Raw genomic sequence first — 22,060 nt, 5'->3', positions numbered from 1 at the left:
GCCTTTTGACAACAATTAACGTACATCCCACACCCCCACGTAAGGAAAGCAGATACCGAGTCCCCAAGCCAGCGTAAGCATTATGACAAAATAGAATATGAACACAATATCTACAGCCGAATAGCCAATCGCATAATAATACGTGCGTTTGGTTTCATTAGTAAAACCCTTGGCTTCCATGGCAATAGCAATTCGCTGTGCACGCCGGATACTTTGAGCGAGCAGCGGAATTGCATACCTGCGAAGCGTGGCATACATATTCCATTTGGACACATGCTGATGTAAACCTCGAATACGATGGGCTTGTCTCAATGCCTGGAATTCCTCCACCATCATGGGCATCAACCGCATGGCTGCCAAAAAGCTATACGCATACTTCGGAGAGAGCCTCCATTGCTGCATCAGTGAATAAAAAAGGTCCACTGGACGAGTCGTTAAACCAAACAGCAACCCTACCGCCGCCATACTCAGCGCACGAAAGCCCAGATGTATACCCCGATAAAAGCTTTCCTGCGTAATATGGATCAGGCCCCATGTCCACCAGGTCGTCACCCCTTTGCCGAACATCATCATGCCCGTTGAGGTTGAAATAAACACCAATATAAAGGGAGATCCATACAGCAGCAGCCGCTTCCATGGATGGCCTGACCAGACAAGCAGCAGCAACATAGCACACGCAACATTAAACATGACATTCGGATCATGAATGACTATAACGACCACAAACAGTATGGAAAACATAACGAGCTTTAGGCCCGGATTCACACGATGCAGCCATGTTTTATGATGGGGAAAGGACAGGTTCATACTGTAGTTCCCCTTTCTGAATCCGCCATATATCGGTACAATATCGATGGACAATTTCTGGGTCATGCGTGACCATCACAATGGCCGTGCCTGCCGCTCTCAGCTGCTCCAACATATCCAGCATGACAAAGGTATTACGCGCATCCTGCCCAAAAGTCGGTTCATCCAGCAGCAGCACTTCCGGCTCACGGATCATAGCCGTAGCAATACTCAACCGCCTTTTTTGGCCCAATGAAAGCTGATACGGATGACGCTCGTCCAGCCGCTCCAGTCCGAACTGTACGAGCATCCGATCGACCCGTTCCCGGCACTGTTCAACGGTGAACAAGCTCTTGGGTAACGAATACTCTAGTTCCTTTCGTACGGTGTGTGCTACGAATTGCAGCTCGGGATTTTGAAACGCGAACCCGATACGCTCTGCCAGTTGTTCCGTACTGCCTGCCTCAATTCCGCGCACGCTATAACGTCCCTGTGTGCGAAGTAAGCGCATCATGGAGAGCAGCAGTGAGCTTTTGCCAGCCCCGTTTTCACCGACCACGCCAATCCAGTCGCCAGGCTTCACCTGCGCATGCTCCACATAAATCACTGAACTTAAACCGCGGAGGCCACTAAAATGTTCCAGCTCCAGCAAATCAATCCCTGTACCATTCCCCGTACCATTCTGCTGTGTCACTGATTCACTCCAACGCGGCGAAGACGATTCACTCCATACTCCCGGGTACCACACGCCATACTCGGACAATGCCTGCCGCTGCCCATGAAATACTTCTTCCGCCCTTCCATCCGCAATGATCTCCCCTTGAGCAGAAAGCACCACAATCCGGTCCACATCATGGACAATTTCATTAATTTTATGCTCCACGATCACCAGTGTCTGGTCTACCGAAATGTTTCGAATGGTATCCCACACCTGTGTAGTGCCTTCCTCGTCCAACAAAGCCGTGGGCTCATCCAGAAAAAGCACTTCTGGCTCCATAGCCAGCACAGACGCAATCGCCAGCCGCTGTTTCATTCCCTGTGACATGCTGCCAATGGGCATGTGTATATCATCCGTTGATAGACCAACCTGTATCAGCAGCTCGCGAATACGGGATCGCATCTGCTCACGAGGAACCTGATTATTTTCCAACACAAAAGCCAGTTCCTCGTCTGCATATGACATACAAAACTGCGTATCAGGATCTTGAAATACAATACCTGAGACACTTGGGATTACAGCAGCATCGCATTTCATAGGCACTTCTATCGTGCGTGGAATCAGACCGCTTAACACTTGGAGCAGCGTTGATTTACCGCATCCACTCGGTCCCAGCAACAGCAGCTTTTCCCCCTTGCGGACAGACAAAGACATATTGTGAAAAAGCAGCTCCTGCTCACCGGGGAATTTCAACCGAAGACGGGTGATCGAAGCCACCACATCTTCGGTTGCCTGGCTCATCAATCCAGCCCCTTATAATCTTGTTCCGTTGCGGGTCTCAAACTTCGCGTGACTCCGGTTACCTCCAATGCCCTAGCCAGATAGAACGCGAATACCCCGGCAATCACAATGCTGCCAATCATGCGAAAACCAATATACAAAACATAGTTCCAGGTCGAAAGCTGATCAATATACCCGTAGCTGAAGTCTAAAATTAGAGAAGCGACAGCCGCCCCGGCCGCAGCTAGCGAAGCAACCCACAAGTTTGCGTTCCGATACAGAAAAGCTGCAAAAAACAGCTCCGCTCCCAAGCCTTGCAGCAGGCCATAGTACAAAGTGGACATCCCCCATTCGCTTCCCAAAAAAGCACTGACCGTTGCCGCTGCCACCTCTGCCAAAATTGCAACACCCGGCTTGCGAATGATGAGATAAGCAAACGTGCCTGCCATAAACCACATGCCATACATCAGTTGCTCGGCGTGTAGACCGAATGGTTTCATCAAATCATAGGCAGGTCCCCATATTTTGTAGACTAACCCGAACACAACAGCGATCACAATCGTGACCAAAATATCAGTCAGCTTCAACCCTTTGGACGCTCTTACAGCAGTATTCATTATTGCGTGCTCCCCTTATCCTTATAATTGGCCTCTTGGCCATAAAAAAAAGCTTGTCTGGAGCTGAATCTCCAGGCAAGCTTTATGCGCAGTAAAAGGTGAAGCACCATACAAAACATCATTCGTCGATATGCCTTATATAACCAGTAGTCTAAGCTACTACACTGATACCAAGCCAAAGTCAGGGTCAAGGTAAAATGCTAGGACATACATTGTATCTATCGACAACCGCGAAACAAGCGGCATTCCTGTATAGTGTTCTTGGTTTCTCTACGCTGGCATTACCCAGATCAGATTTCACGGTCAGTGGCAAGGGCCACCCTCTCAGCCTGACTTTCTCAAGCTCCCGACAATGCTTTTTTAATTCACTATAATATATACCACATCTATGGCTTTGACAATCCTATAATCCGAAGAAACGTTTGGCTGTCTCCGTCGTGGCGATTTCGATCTCCATCATGCTTCGGCCTGTACATTCGGCTATCGTAGCAGCAATGTGAGCGAGATACATCGACTCATTACGCCCTTCTTTGGGCTTCACGGGCAAATTACGCGGGGTCAAAAATGGAGCATCCGTTTCAATCATCAGACGGTCCAAGGGAATATCTCTGACCAGTTCACGCAGATGTTTGCCACGCCGTTCGTCGCAAATCCAGCCGGTGATCCCGATATACAGTCCCATCTCTACATACGTATGCAATTCTTGTTCCGTGCCTGTAAAACAATGCACCACTGCTTTATCGACAAGCCCTTGATATTCCCGCAGCATAGCAACAAAATCCTCATGTGCATCTCGTTCATGCAGAAATAACGGCATATTTAGCTCACCCGCCAGTTGGATTTGCTCCCCAAACCATCGGCGCTGCACATCGCGCGGCGAAAAATCACGGTTATAGTCCAATCCGCATTCCCCTATGGATACGACCTGCGGCTGACTCGCCAGCTGGCGGAGCTGCTGAATCGTATCTGCGCTGCAGTCTTTGGCATCATGGGGATGCACGCCAGCTGTCGCATACAGCTTGCCCGGATAACGTGCTGCATACTGAGAAGCCTCCCGACTGCTGCGGACACTGGTCCCGGTAATAATCAGGGGTGAAATCCCTACAGCTGCTGCTCTCTCTACCACCTGTTCCCGATCCGCATGAAACGAACGGTGCATCAAGTTCACGCCAATATCAATTAACGGTGTACCCCTTTCCATCTCAATCCCTCCTTCGCAAACTACAATCTCGGATCAATCGGCTCCGATTCCAGAGATAGCGCGGCAAGGACGCATTCATGAATACGATCCACCGTATCCTTGCGGACAAAACGTTCCACGCCTTCCATACCAAGCGCTCCTTCCATCAGGGCATGACGCTCCTTTTTGTTCGTTCGACGCTGCTTCAGACGCTTTAAATTCTCAGGGGCAAGATAATCCATACCGTAAATGATGTGCAAATACTTCTGGCCTCTCACCTTGATTGCAGGCTGAATCATCTTGTCCCGATTTTTCATCAAAAAGCGTTCCGGCTTGATCACAATCCCTTCATGACCATCCTCTGTCATCTCGTTCCACCAGCGAATGACCTCTTCCTCGCTTGCTTCGTCCGTGATAACGCGGTACTCTGTCTCCATAAACAGGGAAGACAGCCCAGCGAGCTCCCGGTTTTGCTCCATATGCCAAATATGAGAATGGTCGAAAAAAGTCTTTCCGCTGTGTGCCAGTGTATGGAACGGTGCAATACGAATTTCATCCAGACCGTCCACATCCCAGCAATATTTTTGAAAAGCATCTTGAAACGTTACGGCATTCGCGTACTTCTGTTCCATTTCCTCCAACCAGTCTCCAACCTCTCGACCTGCAACCTTCGCCTGCTTCAGCTTGTCTACCAGCTTACTGCGATCCAACAGAGCTGCCTCCCCCACATGCGCATACTGTGCAGCAATCAGTTCCCGAGCCTTGAGATTCCACGGTACAATTTCCGCATCCAGCAATACAAAATCCGTCTGGTTCCGTTCAAAATATCCAGCAGTCCGTAGATCCACATTAAGCTTCTCCATCACTTGCTTCCCAAGGCTTTGTTCAAAGAAAGCTCTCCCACTCCGACTATAGATCGTGCCCAATGTCGGGTAGCCTACATATTGAACAGCGGCCTGTTCGTTTTTGAATAATAGCAAAATAGCCCGGCTACCCATATGTTTTTTCTCGGCCACCATCGTTTGTACTCCTTGCCCGCGATAATAAGCCAGCGCCTCACGTGGATGCTCCAGATATCCTTCCTCTGCAGACACCGCTGGAGCAGGGCTCATCGTCGGTGGAATATACACCAGCTCCTCCATGGGTACCGTCACATGTGACACGGTATCTATAGCGGATTTGATCCATTCTCCTTGTACGCGCACTTCGCCATACGATTCCGTCAGCACACTGTAACCAGCGATTAGCTTGCGTAAATTCGGCGGGGAAAACCGTTTTCTCTGCCACCGGACAAGTGGGCTATCGGGATCATTCGCATAATTCTCATGTGCCGGAACGCTGACAAATTCCTTTTCCGGATAACGATAAGCGGTCAGCATACCGCCAAATACCACACCCTGATCAATATTCACCGTCTGATTCACAAGGGTAGGCTGCGGTCTCGGATCATGTCCCCATACTACTATTTCTCCCGATTCATGGTCTACGAACCAATCCTTGCGGATCGGTGTTCCGTTCGCATCCTGTCCTTCCGTATCTCCATAGCGGCAATAATCAGAAATACGTGCCGACTGTTTGCCAATAAAATGATCCTTAATCCCGGCATGAGCCACAACCACGTGTCGCAATCCATTTCTGCCAAAAATAAGATGAGAGGGTGCATGTAGCAGAAAATCTCTCAACTCGCTTCTAAGCTGTTCCGCCGCTGTCTTGCCCGCTTTTTGTTCATATTGGGCCAGTTCCTCTGCAAATCGTTCATCGCCATGACTGAGAGTCACCTTTCTCCCATCGAGGTAACGGCCGATTTTCCAGCCATGATTGCTGTCAATCATATACGCTAGTCCGGCATCCACGTGCTTTTTCCAGAACTGCACCGCTTGTAACGATTCTGGGCCACGGCTCATCACATCCCCGACAGATACTAGTCTTCTACCATCTGGATGATGGTATAGTCCTTCCGTATCTTCCGTATATCCTAGCCGCTCTATCACTTCCAGCATCTCACGGTAGCACCCATGGATATCACCAATGATGTCAATACCTGAGCCAATCTCATGAAACAGTGGCTGCACACGGCGAACAAAGTTCATTTCTTCTACATCCTTAAGAACATAGCAAGCGTTAAAGCCTTCCTCACGGATACCACGCAGGTTCCGCTTTAACAGCTGTGCCTGCTGCTTGACCCGTTGGCGGCCACGCGGATGCTCCCTGCCTAAATCACGTTCCAGCAGCACAGATTCGGGTACATCCAGTACCCAGGCCATAACAGGAACATGCGCCTTGGCTGCCAGCTGTACATATTTTTGACGATCCTCAGCATACAAATGGGTGGCATCCACAACCGTCAGTTTATTCAAGCGACAGCGCATAGCCAGAATCGTATCCATCGCCTCAAACGCCTTGGCTGACATTTGCTGATACTCATAGAACAGTACGTCCGATTCCAGCCTTGGAAGTCCACTCCAGTCTATAAATTCCGTATCTCCGACCAGCTTGCGAAAATGATCCGAGGATACCACTTCTGTCTCCAATAGAATCCCTTCGCTCACCAGCCTGTCCAATAATGTGGTTTTGCCACTGTTGGAGGCCCCAACCAACACAACCAGTCCAGCATGCGGTAAATGAATCGTACGTTTGGATGAATTGCTCATGCTTCCTTCTGCTCCTTTCTGCGCGTAAATATAGCCATTTGGGTCGGTTTTCCAAAGCCTTCGACCTCTTCTCCGATCCCCTTCAGCGCTACCGAATAAGGAGCTTCCGCAATCCACTGCTCACATCGTTCCTGAAACTCGCTTCTACTCCATTCAAAACGATGATCGCCATGCCGCAGCTCTTGCTGATTCATACGATACACTTCATTATATTCACGATTGGGAGTCGTCACGATCAGCACGCCTGGCTGATACTCCGTCACAATCGTCTTCATCACCCGGTTCAGACGATGCTCATCCACGTGCTCAATGACCTCACATAGAATCATCACATCTTTGCCCCGCAATTGTTCATCATAATAAAAGAGAGAGCCCATCATGGGTGTAGGACTGATCGCGTCGGCATGCCTTTCCAGCTTGGCAAAACGCTCCATGGCTCTCACCTGTGCATACGCAGACGGCTCCACCGCCCAAATCTCTTCAACGCCCGTCATTCGAGCCAGCCGAGCCGAAAGCTTCCCTTCCCCTGAACCAAAATCTACGATTTTCTGTCTGCGAGGCAGCTTACGAATCACGTCCATAATGGCTTGGTATCGCAGTTCATTCAGCCGTACAGTAGGCTGCTGCTTCCCTTCCTCCTGTGGCTGTTCTTGCTGTTGAACCTGTTCGTGCTTATCCTTTTGAGCTTGGACAGTATCCTTTTCAATGTATTTTTTTGTACCTGTTGTTTCAGCAGAATCAGATTGCTCAAATCGCTCAATCAGATTGGTAAAACGAAGCGTGCGTCGAATGATCAGCTCGCGTAGTGGATGCTCTGGCAGCCAGCCCTCACCGTAACGTCTCAGCTTGTCAAACTCTTCTTCACTAATATAGTAGTGCTTATAATTATCCAGCACCGGAATCAACAGCAATAACTGACGAAGCGCATACTGCACCGTCTGATGACCACTTAACGTGACATATCTGACGGTGCTTCGATTTTTTAGCTGAAAAGAATAGTCCGCTTCCCCTCGTTCTATGGCCACATGATAACCCAGCGGAGCAAATAGTCCCTCCACCACAGAATCCGGCAAATCCGAAGCAACGGGCCCAAACGATAACTCCAGCGAAAAAGGGTGCGTCACCCATCCTACATAGTCTTCCTTGGGTTTGCCGTTCAGGGCCGTGCCAAGCGAGCCACGAATATAAGTGCAAAATAAGCTGCTGGTTACAAACTCCCGGTCATTAATATATTGTGTAATGTCATAGCTGTCTGGACTGTTTTTGACCAAATCAATCGAATCTGGCGAAGCCTGAATGACGATCTCAGCCTCTTCCTCGGTAAAAACGGTGTACACCATGCGTACACGTGCGCCTTTTTCTGTGCGATCATACGTATTGTAAGGATTCTTAGCAAGCAAATGCGAAATCATCCCTGCATGGGTTCCGGTTGCTTTTAGCGTGATGTGCATACTCCACTTCTCCTTCCCAGCTTATGCTTTCCATACTTCATTCACCGCAGCGCGGAACAAATCATCCAACTGCTGATCCCGTCCACTCTCCACATGCTGAAGCAAGGGCGCCTTTTGTTCAAAATAGGCAATTTGCTGCTGGATAAAATCATTCACCACCGAAAGCTGTGGCTCAATATCCAGTTCCTCGCCCGCTTTTTTACGTTGCAGCAAATGCCCGATCACCTGATAAAGTTCTGTATCTGACGGAATTAATTCCTCTAGCAAGTCTCCAAATTCAATCGGAGGCATGCTGTTGTAACGTTCAATCCAGCCACAAGCCAGCAGGGGGCGCAGCACGTAAAAATACTTTTTAATCTTCACCTGCTCTCCTTGCAAATAATCCCGATAGTTTCCTCGCGCCATATTCAGATAATGGTACATACAGGACTTCGGAGAGAAGGTTAACGGCGATATCGCACGAATCTGGTCAGCCACTGAATACTGCTCCAGATAGGGAATCGGAGATTGCAGCCATTCCAGCAAAGGCGGATTGGATTTGCGAAACAAATGGAGTGCCTTTTTCAAATCCCAGCCGTTCATATCCAGCAAACTGCTGATTGGCCGCTCAATCACATCCCGCTTATCAAAAATAGACAAATACCATTCTATGGGTCTTACATAGATAAATCGTACATCATAGTCACTGTCCTGTGAAGGAAACCCCCATGCCCGACTGCCTGATTCACAGGCGTATATAATACGTATTTGCTCCTCTTGCTCCAACGCGCGCAGCTCACGCAAAATCGTTTCGCGCATTTCTGGTTGAATGAAACCCTGCCCATGCTTCACATCTGTCATGTTGTTCCCTCCCTTATCATTAAAGTATTTCCCGAATCTGTTCTCTAATCGACTCATCCGTTTCATCTATTAATAAGCGGCGAAAACGCATAGCCGTTTCCTCTCCCGTCCAAACATGTTGCATCACCCTTCTGTTATGTATTGCTTCTTAATTCATCGTGCTATCTTATATCCCTATGATGCTTTATTTTGGAAGTCGTGAACATGGTGGAAGTATTACAAAGATGAATAAATTCCCTTTTTCCTGCATCCCTTCCCTGTTAGAATAAAGGGATACTTGCTTTCGGAGAACGGCAACAGAAACGGGGAATGCATCATGGCGAGAGAGAGTTTTGATAAAGAAATTCAATTCCTGCGCATGCTCACACTGACCAGCGGCGCTTATAATCGGCAGCAATTTGCAGACAGACTGGGTATTTCAGTGCATACCTTTGATAAAACAATCCGGCGTCTCAAGGAAATCGTCCAATCCGTACAACAGCAGTTGCCTGAGGACCAGGGACATGATTTTAATGAAATGCTGCGCTTTAATTATTATGAATCCGCTGATCCATTACTACTATTCTTGTTTCGGGCCAAATCGCTCAAGGAATCAGAAAGCGTCCGCTTATCTCTTCTGCTGACAGCGCTACAGTCACAGCCTCTGACCACTATGGAATTGCTGGATGCTTGCTGCAACGGGCTACCTTCCGACAGTTCGCTGCCGGATGAGAAAACGATTCGTTCCGATCTGAAATATCTGGTCGAAGTCGGCGTGGTTCGCAAGGAACCCGGCGGCAGACCTTATCGCTATGCTGTCCGCAACGATCTGGTGACAGGACTGACGGACGAGGAATTACTGGACTTATATGATTTTGTAGACATTATGGCCAACACCCAACTTCCCTCTGTTCAGGGATATCTGTTGCGAGATCATCTAAAAAAAGCCATGCGCCGTCAAGCCGGAGATCGGGATTTGGCTGAACCTTTTTTATATAAATACCACTATTATTCACGCATTCTGGACGAAGCCCATATTCATCCGCTTCTACACGCCATTCGGCAACGTCGCTGTGTAACTTTTTTATATTTTTCGACGTCCAAACGAAGCATGTACGGGTCACAGAACACAAACCCGCTGTTTGAAAAAGAGACGGAGGGCCGTGAACATACCATTCTGCCCCTGCAAGTCATCTATGATCATCAATATGGACGTTGGTATGTTCTTGGTCATGTAGGCGGTAAAGGAATCATGAAGTTTCGTATGGAGGGCATGACTCAATTGGTGGTGGGCAAGCCTGTACCAGAGCAGTTTCATGCCGATCTGCTAGCGGTGTTGGAAGAAAAAATGCGGTACAGCTGGCTTGTTGATACAGGTCGTCCTGTGAAGGTACGGGTACGTTTTTTTAATCCTGAGGGCGCGAAGCGCAACTTTATTCGGGAACGTGTACTGTCACAGGGACAATGGGGTACGATCGCGGAGGAAGAAAGTGAATCCTTTATCTATGAAATCACAGTGAATGGAATCACCGAGATTAAACCGTGGATTCGCAGCTTCGGATCAAGCTGTGAGGTATTGGAGCCTCAGCGGCTACGTAAGGAATTCAGACAGGAATGGAAGGAGCTGCAAGCCTATTATGAGTCTGTTCGAGAAAATATTTAACTATCAGATCGTCTCTCGGCTGGATGAATCGGGCGCTTTTGCCACCACATCGCAGGAAAGAGTCTGGCTCCAATCTATGCTGACAGACTCGGCAGCAATAGAGGCTTTCACCCCGTCTACGCTTGATAAGCTTCGGCAGATGCTCGCAGACGACGAGCCTCTGGAGGCCGATGGAAGTTTGCGGGAAAAAGCAGGTATCCCTGCTGTCTCCGTATATCATCCGCTTCTGCTCACATTGCGTCCGATCCTACGATCCCGTTCTGGCATCTGTATGACCTACAAACTGCGCAACGGACGCATGCATGAGCGAATGTCCGGTTTTCCATATAAGCTGGAGTTCTCCATGGTCAAAAAAGAATGGAGCCTGCTGTGGTATAACCGCAGACACCGCGCGCTCATGTCTACCAAGCTGTCTAATATCGTGAACGTTACGGAAGATGAGCTTCTACCCGAAGAGGCCGAAAAATTCATCCAACGTATTCTCGGTATACTGGAGTCGCGCAAAGAACAGGGCATCATCGAAATTATTCCTGTATACAACGGAGAAATGTCCCGTATTTTATATGCTTTTTCCTGCTTTGAAAAAGAAGTCGAATATGTTCAGGAAGCAGATACCTATCGTATTACGCTCACTTTCCAGGCAGACGAATGTGAATATGTACTATCCAAAATCCGTTTCCTTGGCAAACGTGTCAAGGTCGTCCAAGGCTCCCGGCTGATTTCACGAATGAAGGAAACAACGGCCAAGGCCCTTGCACGCTACGAAGAGGAATAGCTGCTGAGACAATATGAGATGCAGCCATGTAAATAGCCCTCCCTCCGTCTGTTAATGAGACGAAGGGAGGGCCTATTAAACTACGGTTCGTATAAACGAAGTCATACACTTACATCCACATACGCCTGCTGTAACAAACGGGTCCGCAGTACGAGTTTATGGCAAGGCTTGTCCGCGCGCACTGACGTACAATTCGTACCATTCCTCACGGGTCATCAGCTCACTCTGGCGTTCCGCATCCTGACATGCCTTGATTCGTTCAGGATTGGCGCTGCCAATGACAGGCTGAATCCGTGCCGGATGTTTCATAAGCCAGCCAAGGACGATCGCTTCACGTGTCGTTTCCTTTTCAGAAGCCAGCTTCTGCACCAGCTCTGCCGTCTTAACGACATGCTCAGGCTCCCCTTTCAAAGAACCTCCGCTAAAACGTCCCTGCGCCAGCGGTCCCCAGGCTTGGAGCTGAATATCCTCGGTTTGGCAATATTCCAGCAAACCTTCGCCAAAATGTACATTCGTCCCCGCCTGCTGGTTCACATGTACTGTCTGATCTACAAAATGCAGATGCGCCAGGCTCATTTCCAGCTGATTAGCGATCAGCGGCTCCGTTAGGCTCCGCTCCAGAAACCGAATTTGGCTTACATTCATATTGGAAACGCCAAAATGCCGTACTTTGCCAGACGTCTTAAGCTCGCTGAACGCCTTCGCTACTTCTTCCGGCTCTACCAGCGGATCGGGGCGATGCAGCAGCAGGATGTCCAAATATTCCGTACCCAGACGCTTCAGAATACCATCCACGGACTCCATAATATGTGCATATGAGAAATCAAAACGGCCCGGGAGCGTACCATCCGGCAGAAAAATGCCGCATTTGGACTGAATTACGATTTGTTCACGCAAGCCCGGCTGTCCCTTTAAAACCCGACCGAAAATTTCTTCCGCTTTCCCCATACGATAGATATCCGCATGATCGAACATCGTAATCCCAATGGATTGTGCAGCTTCTACAGCTCTTTCCGCTTCAACGACATGCGCCTGCGTAAACGGTGCATGGCTCCATTCTCCACCAAAAGGCATACAACCGAGCGCCAGCCGACTATCGGAGATTCCACGTTTCTGTAAAGGCATAATCTTCATGCTGCTCCTCCTTCAACCCTCAAAATATTCCCTGCTTTATCCACATATGAATAGTTCGTGAAACCGCTATCACACACCTATTTTACCACTTACTTACGGTCGTGTATCACTTTGGTCCCAATCCACATCTTTTTATCCGAATATCCCCATGCTCAGATAACGCTCTCCGGTATCCGGGGCAATGCAAAGTACCCGTTTGCCTGCTCCCAAACGCCGAGCTTCCTGAATCGCCGTCCATATCGTAGCTCCGCTAGAGGGGCCAACCAGAATCCCTTCCTGGGCAGCAATCGCCCGTGTCATTGCAATCGCATCCTCATCGGAAACCTGCACGATTTCGTCATACACTTCCGTATTCAGCACGGTGGGAACAAAGCCTGGACTGGTGCCAACCAGCTTATGTGGACCGGGTTTTCCTCCAGATAGCACTGGCGAGCCCTTCGGCTCAACTACAACAATCCGCAGATCCGGCAAATGCTGACGCAGCACTTCACCTGTTCCCGTAATGGTACCGCCCGTTCCCGAAGAAGCGACGAACACATCCAGCTTTCCTTCCGTCTGTTCCAAAATTTCAAGTGCTGTGGTCATACGATGGATATCGGGATTTGCCTCATTTTCAAATTGATGCGGGATAAAACTCCCTTCAATTTCAGCCCCCAGTTCGAATGCCTTGCGAATCGCTCCTGGCATCCGTTCTTCCGCTGGTGTCAGTACGACCTCAGCCCCGTAGGCTTTCAAAATATTGATCCGTTCCTTCGTCATATTCGAAGGCATCACCAAAATTGCACGGTAACCTCGGGCTGCCGCATTCATCGCAAGACCAATTCCCGTGTTGCCACTCGTCGGCTCAATAATGGTGCCTCCCGGCTTTAGATGTCCTGCCTTTTCCGCCTCGGCAATCAGATTGCCCGCCGCCCGATCTTTAACACTGCCGCTTGGATTAAAATACTCCAGCTTCACATACACTTCCGCATCCTGCGGCCGTGTGAGCCGTTGGAGTCTTACACAAGGTGTATCTCCTATTAAATCTGTAATACTATGTACCACTTTAGGTGCCATTGTTATATCCTCCTTGGATCGTTCCTTACAGCGTCATTTTACGATCTTAATATCATACTACCAAAATAACATACTTGGCTCCTTCCTACCTGTCGCTTTTGTAAATTACATAAAACTTATCAACTTAGTATGTAAAATTCTTGCAAAATGGGTCGCCAGATATCGCCTGTAATGATATACTCGCATTACTATTTTTTCAGGAGGATACAAGACACTTATGAGTAATCAAGAAAATATGACAGCAAATCGCTTCCCCCCCTCCTTGCTATGGTTGACCCTTGGTGCCTTCGCCATCGGCATGACCGAATTCGTCATTATGGGACTTCTGCCCAATGTAGCCCATGATCTTCATGTTACGATTCCGCAAGCCGGGCAGTTAATCACCAGTTACGCGCTTGGTGTGGCCATTGGCGCACCTGTGCTTACCGTATTAACCCATAAGGTACCGCAGAAAAAGCTGCTATGCCTCCTAATGACCATATTCATTTTAGGCAATCTTTTTTCCGTCATTGCTCCCAATTACGAACTTCTGATTGCGGCCCGTATGGCTACTGCATTATCGCACGGAACCTTTTTGGGAGCCGGTTCCCTGATCGCTGCCAGACTGGTTCGTCCTGACAAGCGCGCGGGTGCTATTTCTATGGTGCTGACCGGTTTGACCGTGGCGAACATTATTGGCGTGCCCTTTGGTACCTTTATCGGACAACAGCTCGGCTGGCGTGCTTCCTTTGGAGCCATTGTGGTCATCGGCTTGATTTCTCTCTTTGGTATCATTCGCTACATTCCGGTGATTCATCAGGACAAGCCTTCCAGTCTCAAACAAGAAGTCAAAAGCCTGTTTAATCCAAAAGTGCTACTGATGCTGCTCACAGGTGCAGTCGGTTGTGGTAGCCTGTTCACTGTCTTTACGTACATTACGCCTTTGCTTACGGATATTAGTGGCTTTGCCGAGCATAGCATTACCTGGATTCTCGTCCTGTTTGGCCTAGGGGTAACGATCGGCAACATCGTTGGCGGCAAGCTCGCAGATTGGAAACTACTTCCATCCCTGATCGCAAACTATGCTGTGCTGGCTATTATTTTGGCCATTCTGACATTTACGCTTCAAAGCAAGGTATTGGCCGTCATCACGGTCTTTATCTGGGGCATTGCTGCGTTCGGCATCATGCCGGGTATTCAGGTTCGCATCATGAATCTGGCCTATGAGGCTCCTTTACTTGCCTCTACCTCCAGCCATTCCGCATTAAATCTGGGCAACGCAGGCGGTGCTTTTATCGGGGGAGTTGTTATTAATCAAATGGGGCTAGCCGCTATTCCATGGGTTGCATCGCTAATCACTGTCGGCGGTCTGCTACTCATGATAGTTAGCTACATTGAGGATCGCAAGACGGCTCATACTGAAGCGATAGCGGAGATACAGACATAGAATCATTTAGCAAGTTGGACGTAAACGATTGGTTCATTTTTCATAGATTGAGAGATATTGTCCACTCTCTTCTTCTAAATTCCTCATAGTATGACATTGTAATACAAATTTATGAGGAAAGAAGTGTGTATGATGAGCCTTTTTTTTACAAACAACACGAGTAATACCATCTATGCCGCCTATGCTTATCCTAGTTCCGACTGTCATCCCACCAATTATTCTAAAATGGGCTGGTATCGGATAGAAACTGGTGATACGAGAGAAGTATGGAGCGGTTCTGTCGGGGGAACCACATTCTATTATTATGCTGAAGATCACTCCAATTCGTGGCGTGGTACGTACCGCACACGGCTTCCGAGAAGCACTAGCAGTGATTTTCATTGGTGTTGGAACTATAGTAGCGGATCATCCAGACGAGTGGGGATGCGTAGACTTTCCATTGACTCATCTGTAGACAGTTACACTGTCGAGTTCGGCAGAACCAGCCAACTGTCAACAAAGACAACTCATAAAGCATTACCTTCTAAATCGGAGGACTCCGGCATTCGCAGAATTCCGAGAAGACCGGCTCGCTTTAAAAAAGGAACCCCGGTTCCAGTAAAGTCCAAACGATAAGTCAAAGAACCGTAACCCGCATGATGGATATTTGAAAAAAAGTGACCACCTTGCGGGTTATTTTTATTTCACTCTGGACATTCAGACGCTTGTTGCAACCACAGTGTTTTGCCTCGCCGTTCAGCTTAACCAATGATCAAAAAAGTCCCGATAGCCCTGCTTCATCACCTGACTTGAAAACTTTTCCATAGCGTATGCCTGATTTTCTGTAGAAACCCGACGCGGTGAGGCGGCAGCCATATTGACCAGCTCGAACCAGTTTTTCTCATTCCCTGAAAAAGAATGCGTAGAGCTGATATGTCCATAGCAAGGATGCTCTGGCTTCACGACGATTTTACCCATAGCCAGCGCTTCGGTCAGTGGCATCGCGAACGTATCGAATTTGGAGCAGCTCCAATACACCTTTGCCGTGTTCATCAGTGCAAACACCTCATCTTGCGTCAACGCAAATTGAAGTTTAACATTGTCCGGGATATCGTACTTCTTCATACTTTCCTTGTAGCGTTCACCGCCAAATACCATATAGACATCCTTGTCAGGATTATGCCTCGCATACTCCAGCACCAAATCCGGACGTCGGTTCTCCTCATCTCTACCAATCCACATCACCCGGTTCTCTACCACTTGCGAGGGATCAAAATGCTTTTCCACCAGCCGCTCATTAAATCCGATCGGGATGACTGTCACGTCGGTTACGCCAAACTTCGAAGCCATCTCCTGCTTGAGAAAGGCAGTCTGTACGATAGCCTTGTCCACGATCTGATAAAAAGGCTTCATCATCTCGTAGCCTGTAAGTGCCGGATCAGGAAAACTATGCGGAAAAAGCACGCTGTTTTTAAAAAACATGTTCAAATAGGTAAAGCCAGATACCGTATAAATAACGTGCTCAATCTGCTGCTCATGGAGTTGGTCCAGTACGACGTCATAGTTGACCAAGTCGCCCTTTTCGTGCTCATAGCCCGGAAGCCAGTCATGGCTGCTCACATGGCGCTCTGGTGATACAAATACGATGTCCACCCCCAATTCCAACCCGATCTGCTTCAGACGTTCTGCAAAAATACGAGGACCCTGTGCTTCAGCAAATTGTATTTTTCTCATGACCAAACCGACTTTTTTCATGGATTTATTTCCCACCTTCTTTTACTAACTAAATACAGTCTATGTCTTAAGCTACTATCTACATTGTTGGGCTTGTCCCCAATCCATCATCGCTGCACATTGGTTCAAACAGGCTAACGTTTCATCCAACTGGGACTCTAATTGCTCTTTTGACCATTTATCGCCGTTTCTATGCAGGTTCGTTCCAATCCTTTGCAAATCACTTGTGATTAACAACAGCATCCAGAGCGAAAATACCACCGCAAACATGCCATATTCCAGCATAAATGCCGTTCGATCCACTCTTATCCCCAACAGCTCCAGCTGCTCCACGTATGTGTCCAGTATACGAATACGCAATTCGGACGTCATCCGTCGGGGAAACAACGGATGGGACATGTCGATCAGGTGATATACATCCCACAGCGGTGTGTTCAGATGAGCATGCTCCCAATCCAGTACCATAAGCCGTTCCCCGCTCAGCGCATAGTTCCCCGGATGAAGATCACCATGAGACAGTACTAGCTGCTGTGAAAAAGATAAATGCTCCAGCTGTACATACATACGCTGCATCTGTTGCTTAGATAATCCCAGTGAGCTGCAAAGCTTTAACACATCCGGCTTGCGCGTGTATAGCTCGGAAACCATCTCCTGAATGAGTGGCTTCGGTCCCCGCAGCGGCATTCCAGCAAAACGATCCGTCGGCAAAGCATGCCACCATGCAACAAGTCCAATAGCCCGTAACAGGGTTTCGTCTGCGTGTAGATGATGTAACGGACCAAGGTCCTCAAAAACCATCCATTCTCCTCCGCCATCCGCGTCTGCGTCAGACCAGGCTAGCAATCGGGGATAGATTGGTGATAACGCAGGAAGCACATGCTCGTACACCCATCTCTCCCGCCCCTCCTGATCATCGTTGGTTAGAGGTTTGAATATATAACTTTCAGAGGAAGACACGTAAAAACGTTCCACATGCCGACCATTCGTACCTGTATATAAAATTTCACGATTCCGCGCCAGCGTATCATTCAAAGTGCCGTCAACATTCACATATTGATGAAAAGGATTCATAGCTACCCAACTTTTTTGTATAAAATGTAATAGCACGATCATATCACAGTCCTCGTTCCGAACGAAGTCCAGATCATCTTGGGGAAACTCGCCGTACCAAAAAAGAGGCTTGTCCAATCAGATCACAAGACCTGTTGGACAGCCCCTTATCATATCTCTACTCCTATCTTACTCCGATTAATATTGAGTATTGCCGGACTCGCTCGTATTACTGGATTTAAAGCCTTTGAACAATTGTTTCACATTGTGATAACGAGTGTTCGTAATTTTAGCTTTGCTGTTAGGACCGTCCGATCTCAGAATTGAATCCTTAACGTTGGAAATATCCGAGTTATCCAAAGTCATATTCACTCTGAATGTAGAGCCCCCAAGTTGGCGAACCAACTTTCCGATATCATCGGCTCTAAAGTTCTTAATGTTAATCGTGCCTTCGGCATTAATTTGGAATACTTTATCGTACGCATGGAACGCTCCACCGCCCGTAATGTTTACCGTGCCTGGCTCTTTAAGCGTCAAGGCATCTTCACCTACATCCTCCCACGTTACGTTGGAAATAGTTCCGTTGCCATACACATGTACACCATCCGCAGCAGGGGCAGCGATGATCACATTTTTCAAAGTTGCATTATTTTCAAGCTTGAAAATAGGCTTTTGAGCCTCTTTCTGGCTTCCGTCTCCCAAGGTATCGGGATCAGCCACTACAGTCTTGCCTTTACCATCGTATACTTCTCCAGCTTTAACAAGTATGGTCTTATGAACGACTTCTGGAGCTGCATGTGCAGAATAATTGCCGACAAATAAAGCGACCAACATTCCTGATAAAGCGATACTGATTCCCTTTTTCAATACTTTAGCTGTGTTTGTTTTCATTTCAATTCATCCCTCTCGTAGATATTTTTTTATTCTTGTCAATTCTTCGTTGACTAGAGCGCGTAGACCGTATCACCACCTTCGTACAATGAACCCATTGACCGATACACGTCTAAAAGTCGTTATTTAACTATTTGCATATGTATACTTGGTTTTTGGTTCAAAGCAATTTTGTCTCCTAATTAATATAAAGCACAAATTGTAAATAGAGCGATTACATTTACAATTTGCATAACTCTATTATAATCATACTTCCAGTAATTTCAATATATTTTCCGCCAAAATATGTCCTTTTTTTCAATTAAGTACACAATATTGCCTCTTTTATACTTGTACAAGTTTATTTTTTGACAATTTACGCATCAAATTACTGAGTATCTAGTCTCTAATGCGTGCTCTATGTCACTACAATGGTAATCAGAACCTTATTTCGTTCTATACCTCATTTTTGATGTAGTCTATACTATTGAATGACACGTTTGATGAACGTATAATGTATTTAGTGCTTTGAAGCGTCACATCTCAACATTACTGGTGAGAAAAGAGTGGTTATCGTGCAAAACAATAGTGAGATTCCATTAAAAGAACAAAATATTGTGCTCATCGGCTTTATGGGTGTAGGCAAAACAACGATCGGTTCCCATCTAGCGCGCAAGCTGTATCGCGATTTCGTGGATATTGACCAGGAGATTGAACGAGAATACAACATGCCAACAACAGAGATTTTCAAAACTTATGGAGAGAAGCGTTTCCGTGAGATTGAAAAAGAGCATATTTTGAAGCTATGCAGCAACACACGCCTCAAAATCATTTCCGTTGGCGGTGGTGCATTTTTACAGGAAGAGGTGAAGCAAGCTTGTTTGGCTTCATCGATTGTTTTCTTCTTGGATTTAAATTGGGATTCCTGGAAAGATCGGCTCAAGATGCTGATTGACACCCGTCCCAATCTACAAAACAAGACTTTAGGGGAAATTGAGGATCTCTTCCGTTCCAGACAGGACATTTACGCGGTGAATCACTCCAAGATCGATACGGATCAGTTGGATGCGGAAGAAGTCGCAGACTATATTATTCAAACGCTGAATCTAGGTTGGGAGTTGTATGAACCTACTCGGGGATTGAATTAAGAGTTACACAAAAAGGAGGGCTCGCATGCTTACCGCATGGGGGCCTTCCTTTTTGGTTCACTGCGGATATATTACTGACTAGCGAGTAATGCCTATCCATCTTTTAAGAATGGTTATGCAGCACCGTCAATATCTCTCTCAGTTCAGTGACAGGAATCTGCCCCGGTGCGGAAGCTTTCTTAGCAGCACCAAAGGTCAGAGCCGAACCAAACACTTCTCCGGTCAGGCGGCTCACAACACCTTTCCCCGCCATCGACATCGTAATAATCGGCCGATCTGCATGCTCTTCTGCCATGGTACGCGTGGCATCCAGCAAAGTGAGCACATCGGCTGTATTGGTTGGCATCACTGCTATCTTAGGCAGATCGCCTCCCAATTCCTGCGCCTTACGTAACCGGGACACAATCTCCTCCTTCGACGGCGTCTTATGAAAATCATGATTAGATATAATCACATATACGTTATGCTTATGTGCTGCTTCTACCAGCGTCTTCACATCAGCTTCCTCATTAAAAAGCTCTACATCAATAAGTTCGACTTGCCCCGTTTCGGCTACTGTACGGTTCAATTCCACATAACTCGCTGCACTGATTTCCTTTTCTCCGCCTTCCCGAGCGCTACGGAACGTAAATACGAGCGGAACATTTGCTAAAATAGACCGAATTTCATGTAAGGCAGCTTTAACCTTTTCCAGATCCTCCACATGCTCGAAAAAATCGACTCTCCACTCCACGATATCCAGGTCGAGCGTACGTAAATAAGTGGCCTCTTCCTTCAACTGCTCCAACGTTTCTCCCACCATGGGCACACAAATTTTTGGCGCTCCTTCACCGATCAGAACATCTTTCACCTTTACGATTTTAGCCATCTCTATCTCACTCCCAAATTACAGTTTCAAGTCGAACATGTACAATAATTCATAGTATAACGCATTCTGAATAAGCATGCAGATGATTAGGTCCAGTCGTCATTTATTTGGTATCAAGTACGATTTTAGGGGACAATTTGCGACTTGCTGGAAAAACTAAACTGTACCGAAAATTAACAAACACCGCTAGTACGATCCCTAGCACATTCACAATAATAGCTAGCATAAAAACACTCGATATCTGAGAATGTTTCAAAAGAAAGCCTGTAAACACAGGAATGACCGTGTATGACAGCGAGGTTGCTGTATACACAAACCCGGTAATCTGTCCTTTTCGTTGACTAAAAAATTCACTCATTACGGTTAATGTCAGCTGAAGTACACCTGATATTGAAAACCCAATGACACTCGCACAAATAATGGCCGCCGCCCCTGACTTGAATAGGAGAAGCGCTCCAAAAGCCAACAGGGAAATACATGGATAAATAAGAATAATGTGAACAGGTTTAACCCATTTTCTTAACACAATTACCAATACAAACACGGAAATCAGTGAACCGACATTGTAATAAACTAATAATCTGAGAGACTCTGATTGGGTCATACCGATAAACTGTTGTCCAAAAGTAGGCAACCATAATTGCACAATATAAAGCAAGGTAGGTCCGGTAAATCCGAGCAAGATAAGGCATACTCCTTCCTGCCAAAACCGCGGCTTACTCCGATCATTTGCCTCCAATTTTCCCGCTTGCTCAACGCTCGATACAGAAGTATCACCAACTGGCTCCTTGGGTGACTGAACCCGCATGTCTGGAAACTTCATTCTGAACAAGTAGATTGCATTCAAAGTAAATATGAGGGCTGGTAAAAAGAAAGAGAATCCGTAGAAAATGTCGTGATTCATAAAAAAGATAATCATTAACGGTAAAAATGCCGCCCCGATGGATATAAAACCTCTTACCAACACTGTAGCCGAACCAGAGGATTGGGGAAAAGCTTCGATCAGCGCTGGATAAGTACCTGAATCAAGAAAAGAATTCGCTACGCCTGCCAGCACAGCCAGTACGATCGCCATCTCAAAGCTGGGACTTAGCGGTATACCGACCAAGAATACAGCCATTAGTAGCCCTGCTACCACAATAAACGGCTTACGACCATAACGATCGGAGAGCACCCCGGATATGTACAGCGTAAACAGCCTGCCAAATCCCATCGCAGAAACCAAGAGACTGATGCCCGTCTGATCTGTATGCAAATGCTCTGTTAAAAAGGACATGTGGGACGCCAGCATAATATTAAACATGCCGAACAAAAGATAGTTTACATAAAGGCCTGTCGCCACTGGAAAAGAAGAACGTTTCATCATGAATTCACCTGCTTTTGTAAGTAAGTCTTGTAGTATTAAAAATGTGAAT

The 22,060-nt window shown here is 47.2% G+C and carries 19 protein-coding genes and 1 riboswitch; of the genes, 5 read left to right on the top strand and 14 right to left on the bottom strand.

Features of this window, described 5'->3' with window-relative positions:
* Positions 1-15: 15 nt before the first annotated feature.
* From NSQ58_RS18425 to NSQ58_RS18395, 7 genes are all read right to left on the bottom strand, one after another.
* Positions 16-807 (bottom strand): energy-coupling factor transporter transmembrane component T family protein, encoded by a 792-nt coding sequence (locus NSQ58_RS18425; RefSeq protein WP_028542050.1) that lies wholly within the window; start codon positions 805-807, stop codon positions 16-18.
* Positions 782-2,245 carry an ABC transporter ATP-binding protein gene (locus NSQ58_RS18420; RefSeq protein WP_028542049.1) on the bottom strand — a complete coding sequence of 488 codons (1,464 nt, stop codon included), beginning with the start codon at positions 2,243-2,245 and terminating at the stop codon, positions 782-784. Before NSQ58_RS18420 ends, NSQ58_RS18425 begins: the two co-directional genes overlap by 26 nt.
* Entirely contained in the window at positions 2,245-2,841 is a 597-nt protein-coding gene (locus tag NSQ58_RS18415; RefSeq protein WP_023987157.1) for an ECF transporter S component, read from the bottom strand. The genes NSQ58_RS18420 and NSQ58_RS18415 overlap by 1 nt, the downstream gene beginning before the upstream one ends.
* 249 nt (positions 2,842-3,090) lie before the next feature.
* Positions 3,091-3,200: riboswitch (TPP riboswitch) on the bottom strand.
* Between the two features lie 44 nt (positions 3,201-3,244).
* Entirely contained in the window at positions 3,245-4,042 is a 798-nt protein-coding gene (locus NSQ58_RS18410) for a TatD family hydrolase (protein WP_076265211.1), read from the bottom strand.
* A gap of 20 nt (positions 4,043-4,062) precedes the next feature.
* Entirely contained in the window at positions 4,063-6,672 is a 2,610-nt protein-coding gene (locus NSQ58_RS18405) for a polynucleotide kinase-phosphatase (RefSeq protein WP_341057983.1), read from the bottom strand.
* On the bottom strand, positions 6,669-8,123 hold the full coding sequence (locus NSQ58_RS18400; RefSeq protein WP_341057982.1) for a 3' terminal RNA ribose 2'-O-methyltransferase Hen1: 1,455 nt from the start codon (positions 8,121-8,123) through the stop codon (positions 6,669-6,671). Before NSQ58_RS18400 ends, NSQ58_RS18405 begins: the two co-directional genes overlap by 4 nt.
* 21 nt (positions 8,124-8,144) lie before the next feature.
* Positions 8,145-8,963, bottom strand: a complete 819-nt coding sequence (locus NSQ58_RS18395) for a nucleotidyltransferase domain-containing protein (RefSeq protein ID WP_341057980.1) — start codon at positions 8,961-8,963, stop codon at positions 8,145-8,147.
* Between the two features lie 316 nt (positions 8,964-9,279).
* On the opposite strand from NSQ58_RS18395, the gene NSQ58_RS18390 reads away from it, so the two are divergent.
* Both NSQ58_RS18390 and NSQ58_RS18385 read left to right on the top strand, forming a co-directional pair.
* Positions 9,280-10,605 (top strand): helix-turn-helix transcriptional regulator, encoded by a 1,326-nt coding sequence (locus tag NSQ58_RS18390; RefSeq protein ID WP_103744811.1) that lies wholly within the window; start codon positions 9,280-9,282, stop codon positions 10,603-10,605.
* Positions 10,580-11,380 carry a WYL domain-containing protein gene (locus tag NSQ58_RS18385; protein WP_341057979.1) on the top strand — a complete coding sequence of 267 codons (801 nt, stop codon included), beginning with the start codon at positions 10,580-10,582 and terminating at the stop codon, positions 11,378-11,380. Before NSQ58_RS18390 ends, NSQ58_RS18385 begins: the two co-directional genes overlap by 26 nt.
* 156 nt (positions 11,381-11,536) lie before the next feature.
* Here the strand turns inward: NSQ58_RS18385 and NSQ58_RS18380 are convergent, their stop codons facing one another.
* Positions 11,537-12,514 carry an aldo/keto reductase gene (locus NSQ58_RS18380; RefSeq protein ID WP_023987149.1) on the bottom strand — a complete coding sequence of 326 codons (978 nt, stop codon included), beginning with the start codon at positions 12,512-12,514 and terminating at the stop codon, positions 11,537-11,539.
* Between the two features lie 132 nt (positions 12,515-12,646).
* Positions 12,647-13,570 (bottom strand): cysteine synthase A, encoded by a 924-nt coding sequence (gene cysK / locus NSQ58_RS18375; RefSeq protein WP_341057978.1) that lies wholly within the window; start codon positions 13,568-13,570, stop codon positions 12,647-12,649.
* Between the two features lie 217 nt (positions 13,571-13,787).
* On the opposite strand from cysK, the gene NSQ58_RS18370 reads away from it, so the two are divergent.
* Positions 13,788-14,996: an MFS transporter gene (locus NSQ58_RS18370; RefSeq protein WP_076295781.1), complete on the top strand. Its 1,209-nt coding sequence runs from the start codon at positions 13,788-13,790 to the stop codon at positions 14,994-14,996.
* A gap of 129 nt (positions 14,997-15,125) precedes the next feature.
* A complete protein-coding gene (locus tag NSQ58_RS18365; protein WP_175405210.1) occupies positions 15,126-15,611 on the top strand; it encodes a DUF1036 domain-containing protein in 486 nt (161 codons plus the stop codon).
* Positions 15,612-15,731: 120 nt separating this feature from the next.
* Here NSQ58_RS18365 and NSQ58_RS18360 read toward each other — a convergent pair whose 3' ends face one another.
* From NSQ58_RS18360 to NSQ58_RS18350, 3 genes are all read right to left on the bottom strand, one after another.
* Positions 15,732-16,730, bottom strand: a complete 999-nt coding sequence (locus NSQ58_RS18360) for a glycosyltransferase (RefSeq protein WP_023987146.1) — start codon at positions 16,728-16,730, stop codon at positions 15,732-15,734.
* A 54-nt stretch (positions 16,731-16,784) separates the two neighbouring features.
* Complete coding sequence (locus NSQ58_RS18355; protein WP_175405209.1) at positions 16,785-17,822, bottom strand: aminoglycoside phosphotransferase family protein; 1,038 nt, start codon at positions 17,820-17,822, stop codon at positions 16,785-16,787.
* A gap of 135 nt (positions 17,823-17,957) precedes the next feature.
* The gene (locus NSQ58_RS18350) at positions 17,958-18,650 is read right to left on the bottom strand and encodes a pectate lyase (RefSeq protein ID WP_023987144.1); all 693 of its coding nucleotides are present in this window, start codon (positions 18,648-18,650) and stop codon (positions 17,958-17,960) included.
* Positions 18,651-19,204: 554 nt separating this feature from the next.
* Between NSQ58_RS18350 and NSQ58_RS18345 the strand changes: the two genes are divergently transcribed.
* Positions 19,205-19,777 (top strand): shikimate kinase, encoded by a 573-nt coding sequence (locus NSQ58_RS18345; protein ID WP_023987143.1) that lies wholly within the window; start codon positions 19,205-19,207, stop codon positions 19,775-19,777.
* 103 nt (positions 19,778-19,880) lie between these two features.
* Here NSQ58_RS18345 and aroD read toward each other — a convergent pair whose 3' ends face one another.
* A complete protein-coding gene (gene aroD, locus NSQ58_RS18340) occupies positions 19,881-20,645 on the bottom strand; it encodes a type I 3-dehydroquinate dehydratase (RefSeq protein ID WP_071559254.1) in 765 nt (254 codons plus the stop codon).
* A gap of 103 nt (positions 20,646-20,748) precedes the next feature.
* Positions 20,749-22,011: an MFS transporter gene (locus NSQ58_RS18335; RefSeq protein ID WP_340959960.1), complete on the bottom strand. Its 1,263-nt coding sequence runs from the start codon at positions 22,009-22,011 to the stop codon at positions 20,749-20,751.
* Between the last annotated feature and the right edge of the window lie 49 nt (positions 22,012-22,060).

It is taken from the genome of Paenibacillus sp. FSL M7-0134, assembly GCF_038007865.1.
Lineage (GTDB): Bacteria > Bacillota > Bacilli > Paenibacillales > Paenibacillaceae > Paenibacillus > Paenibacillus polymyxa_B.
The sequence above is the reverse complement of the archived record's forward strand: the minus strand, read 5'-3'. Positions and strand labels throughout refer to the sequence as shown.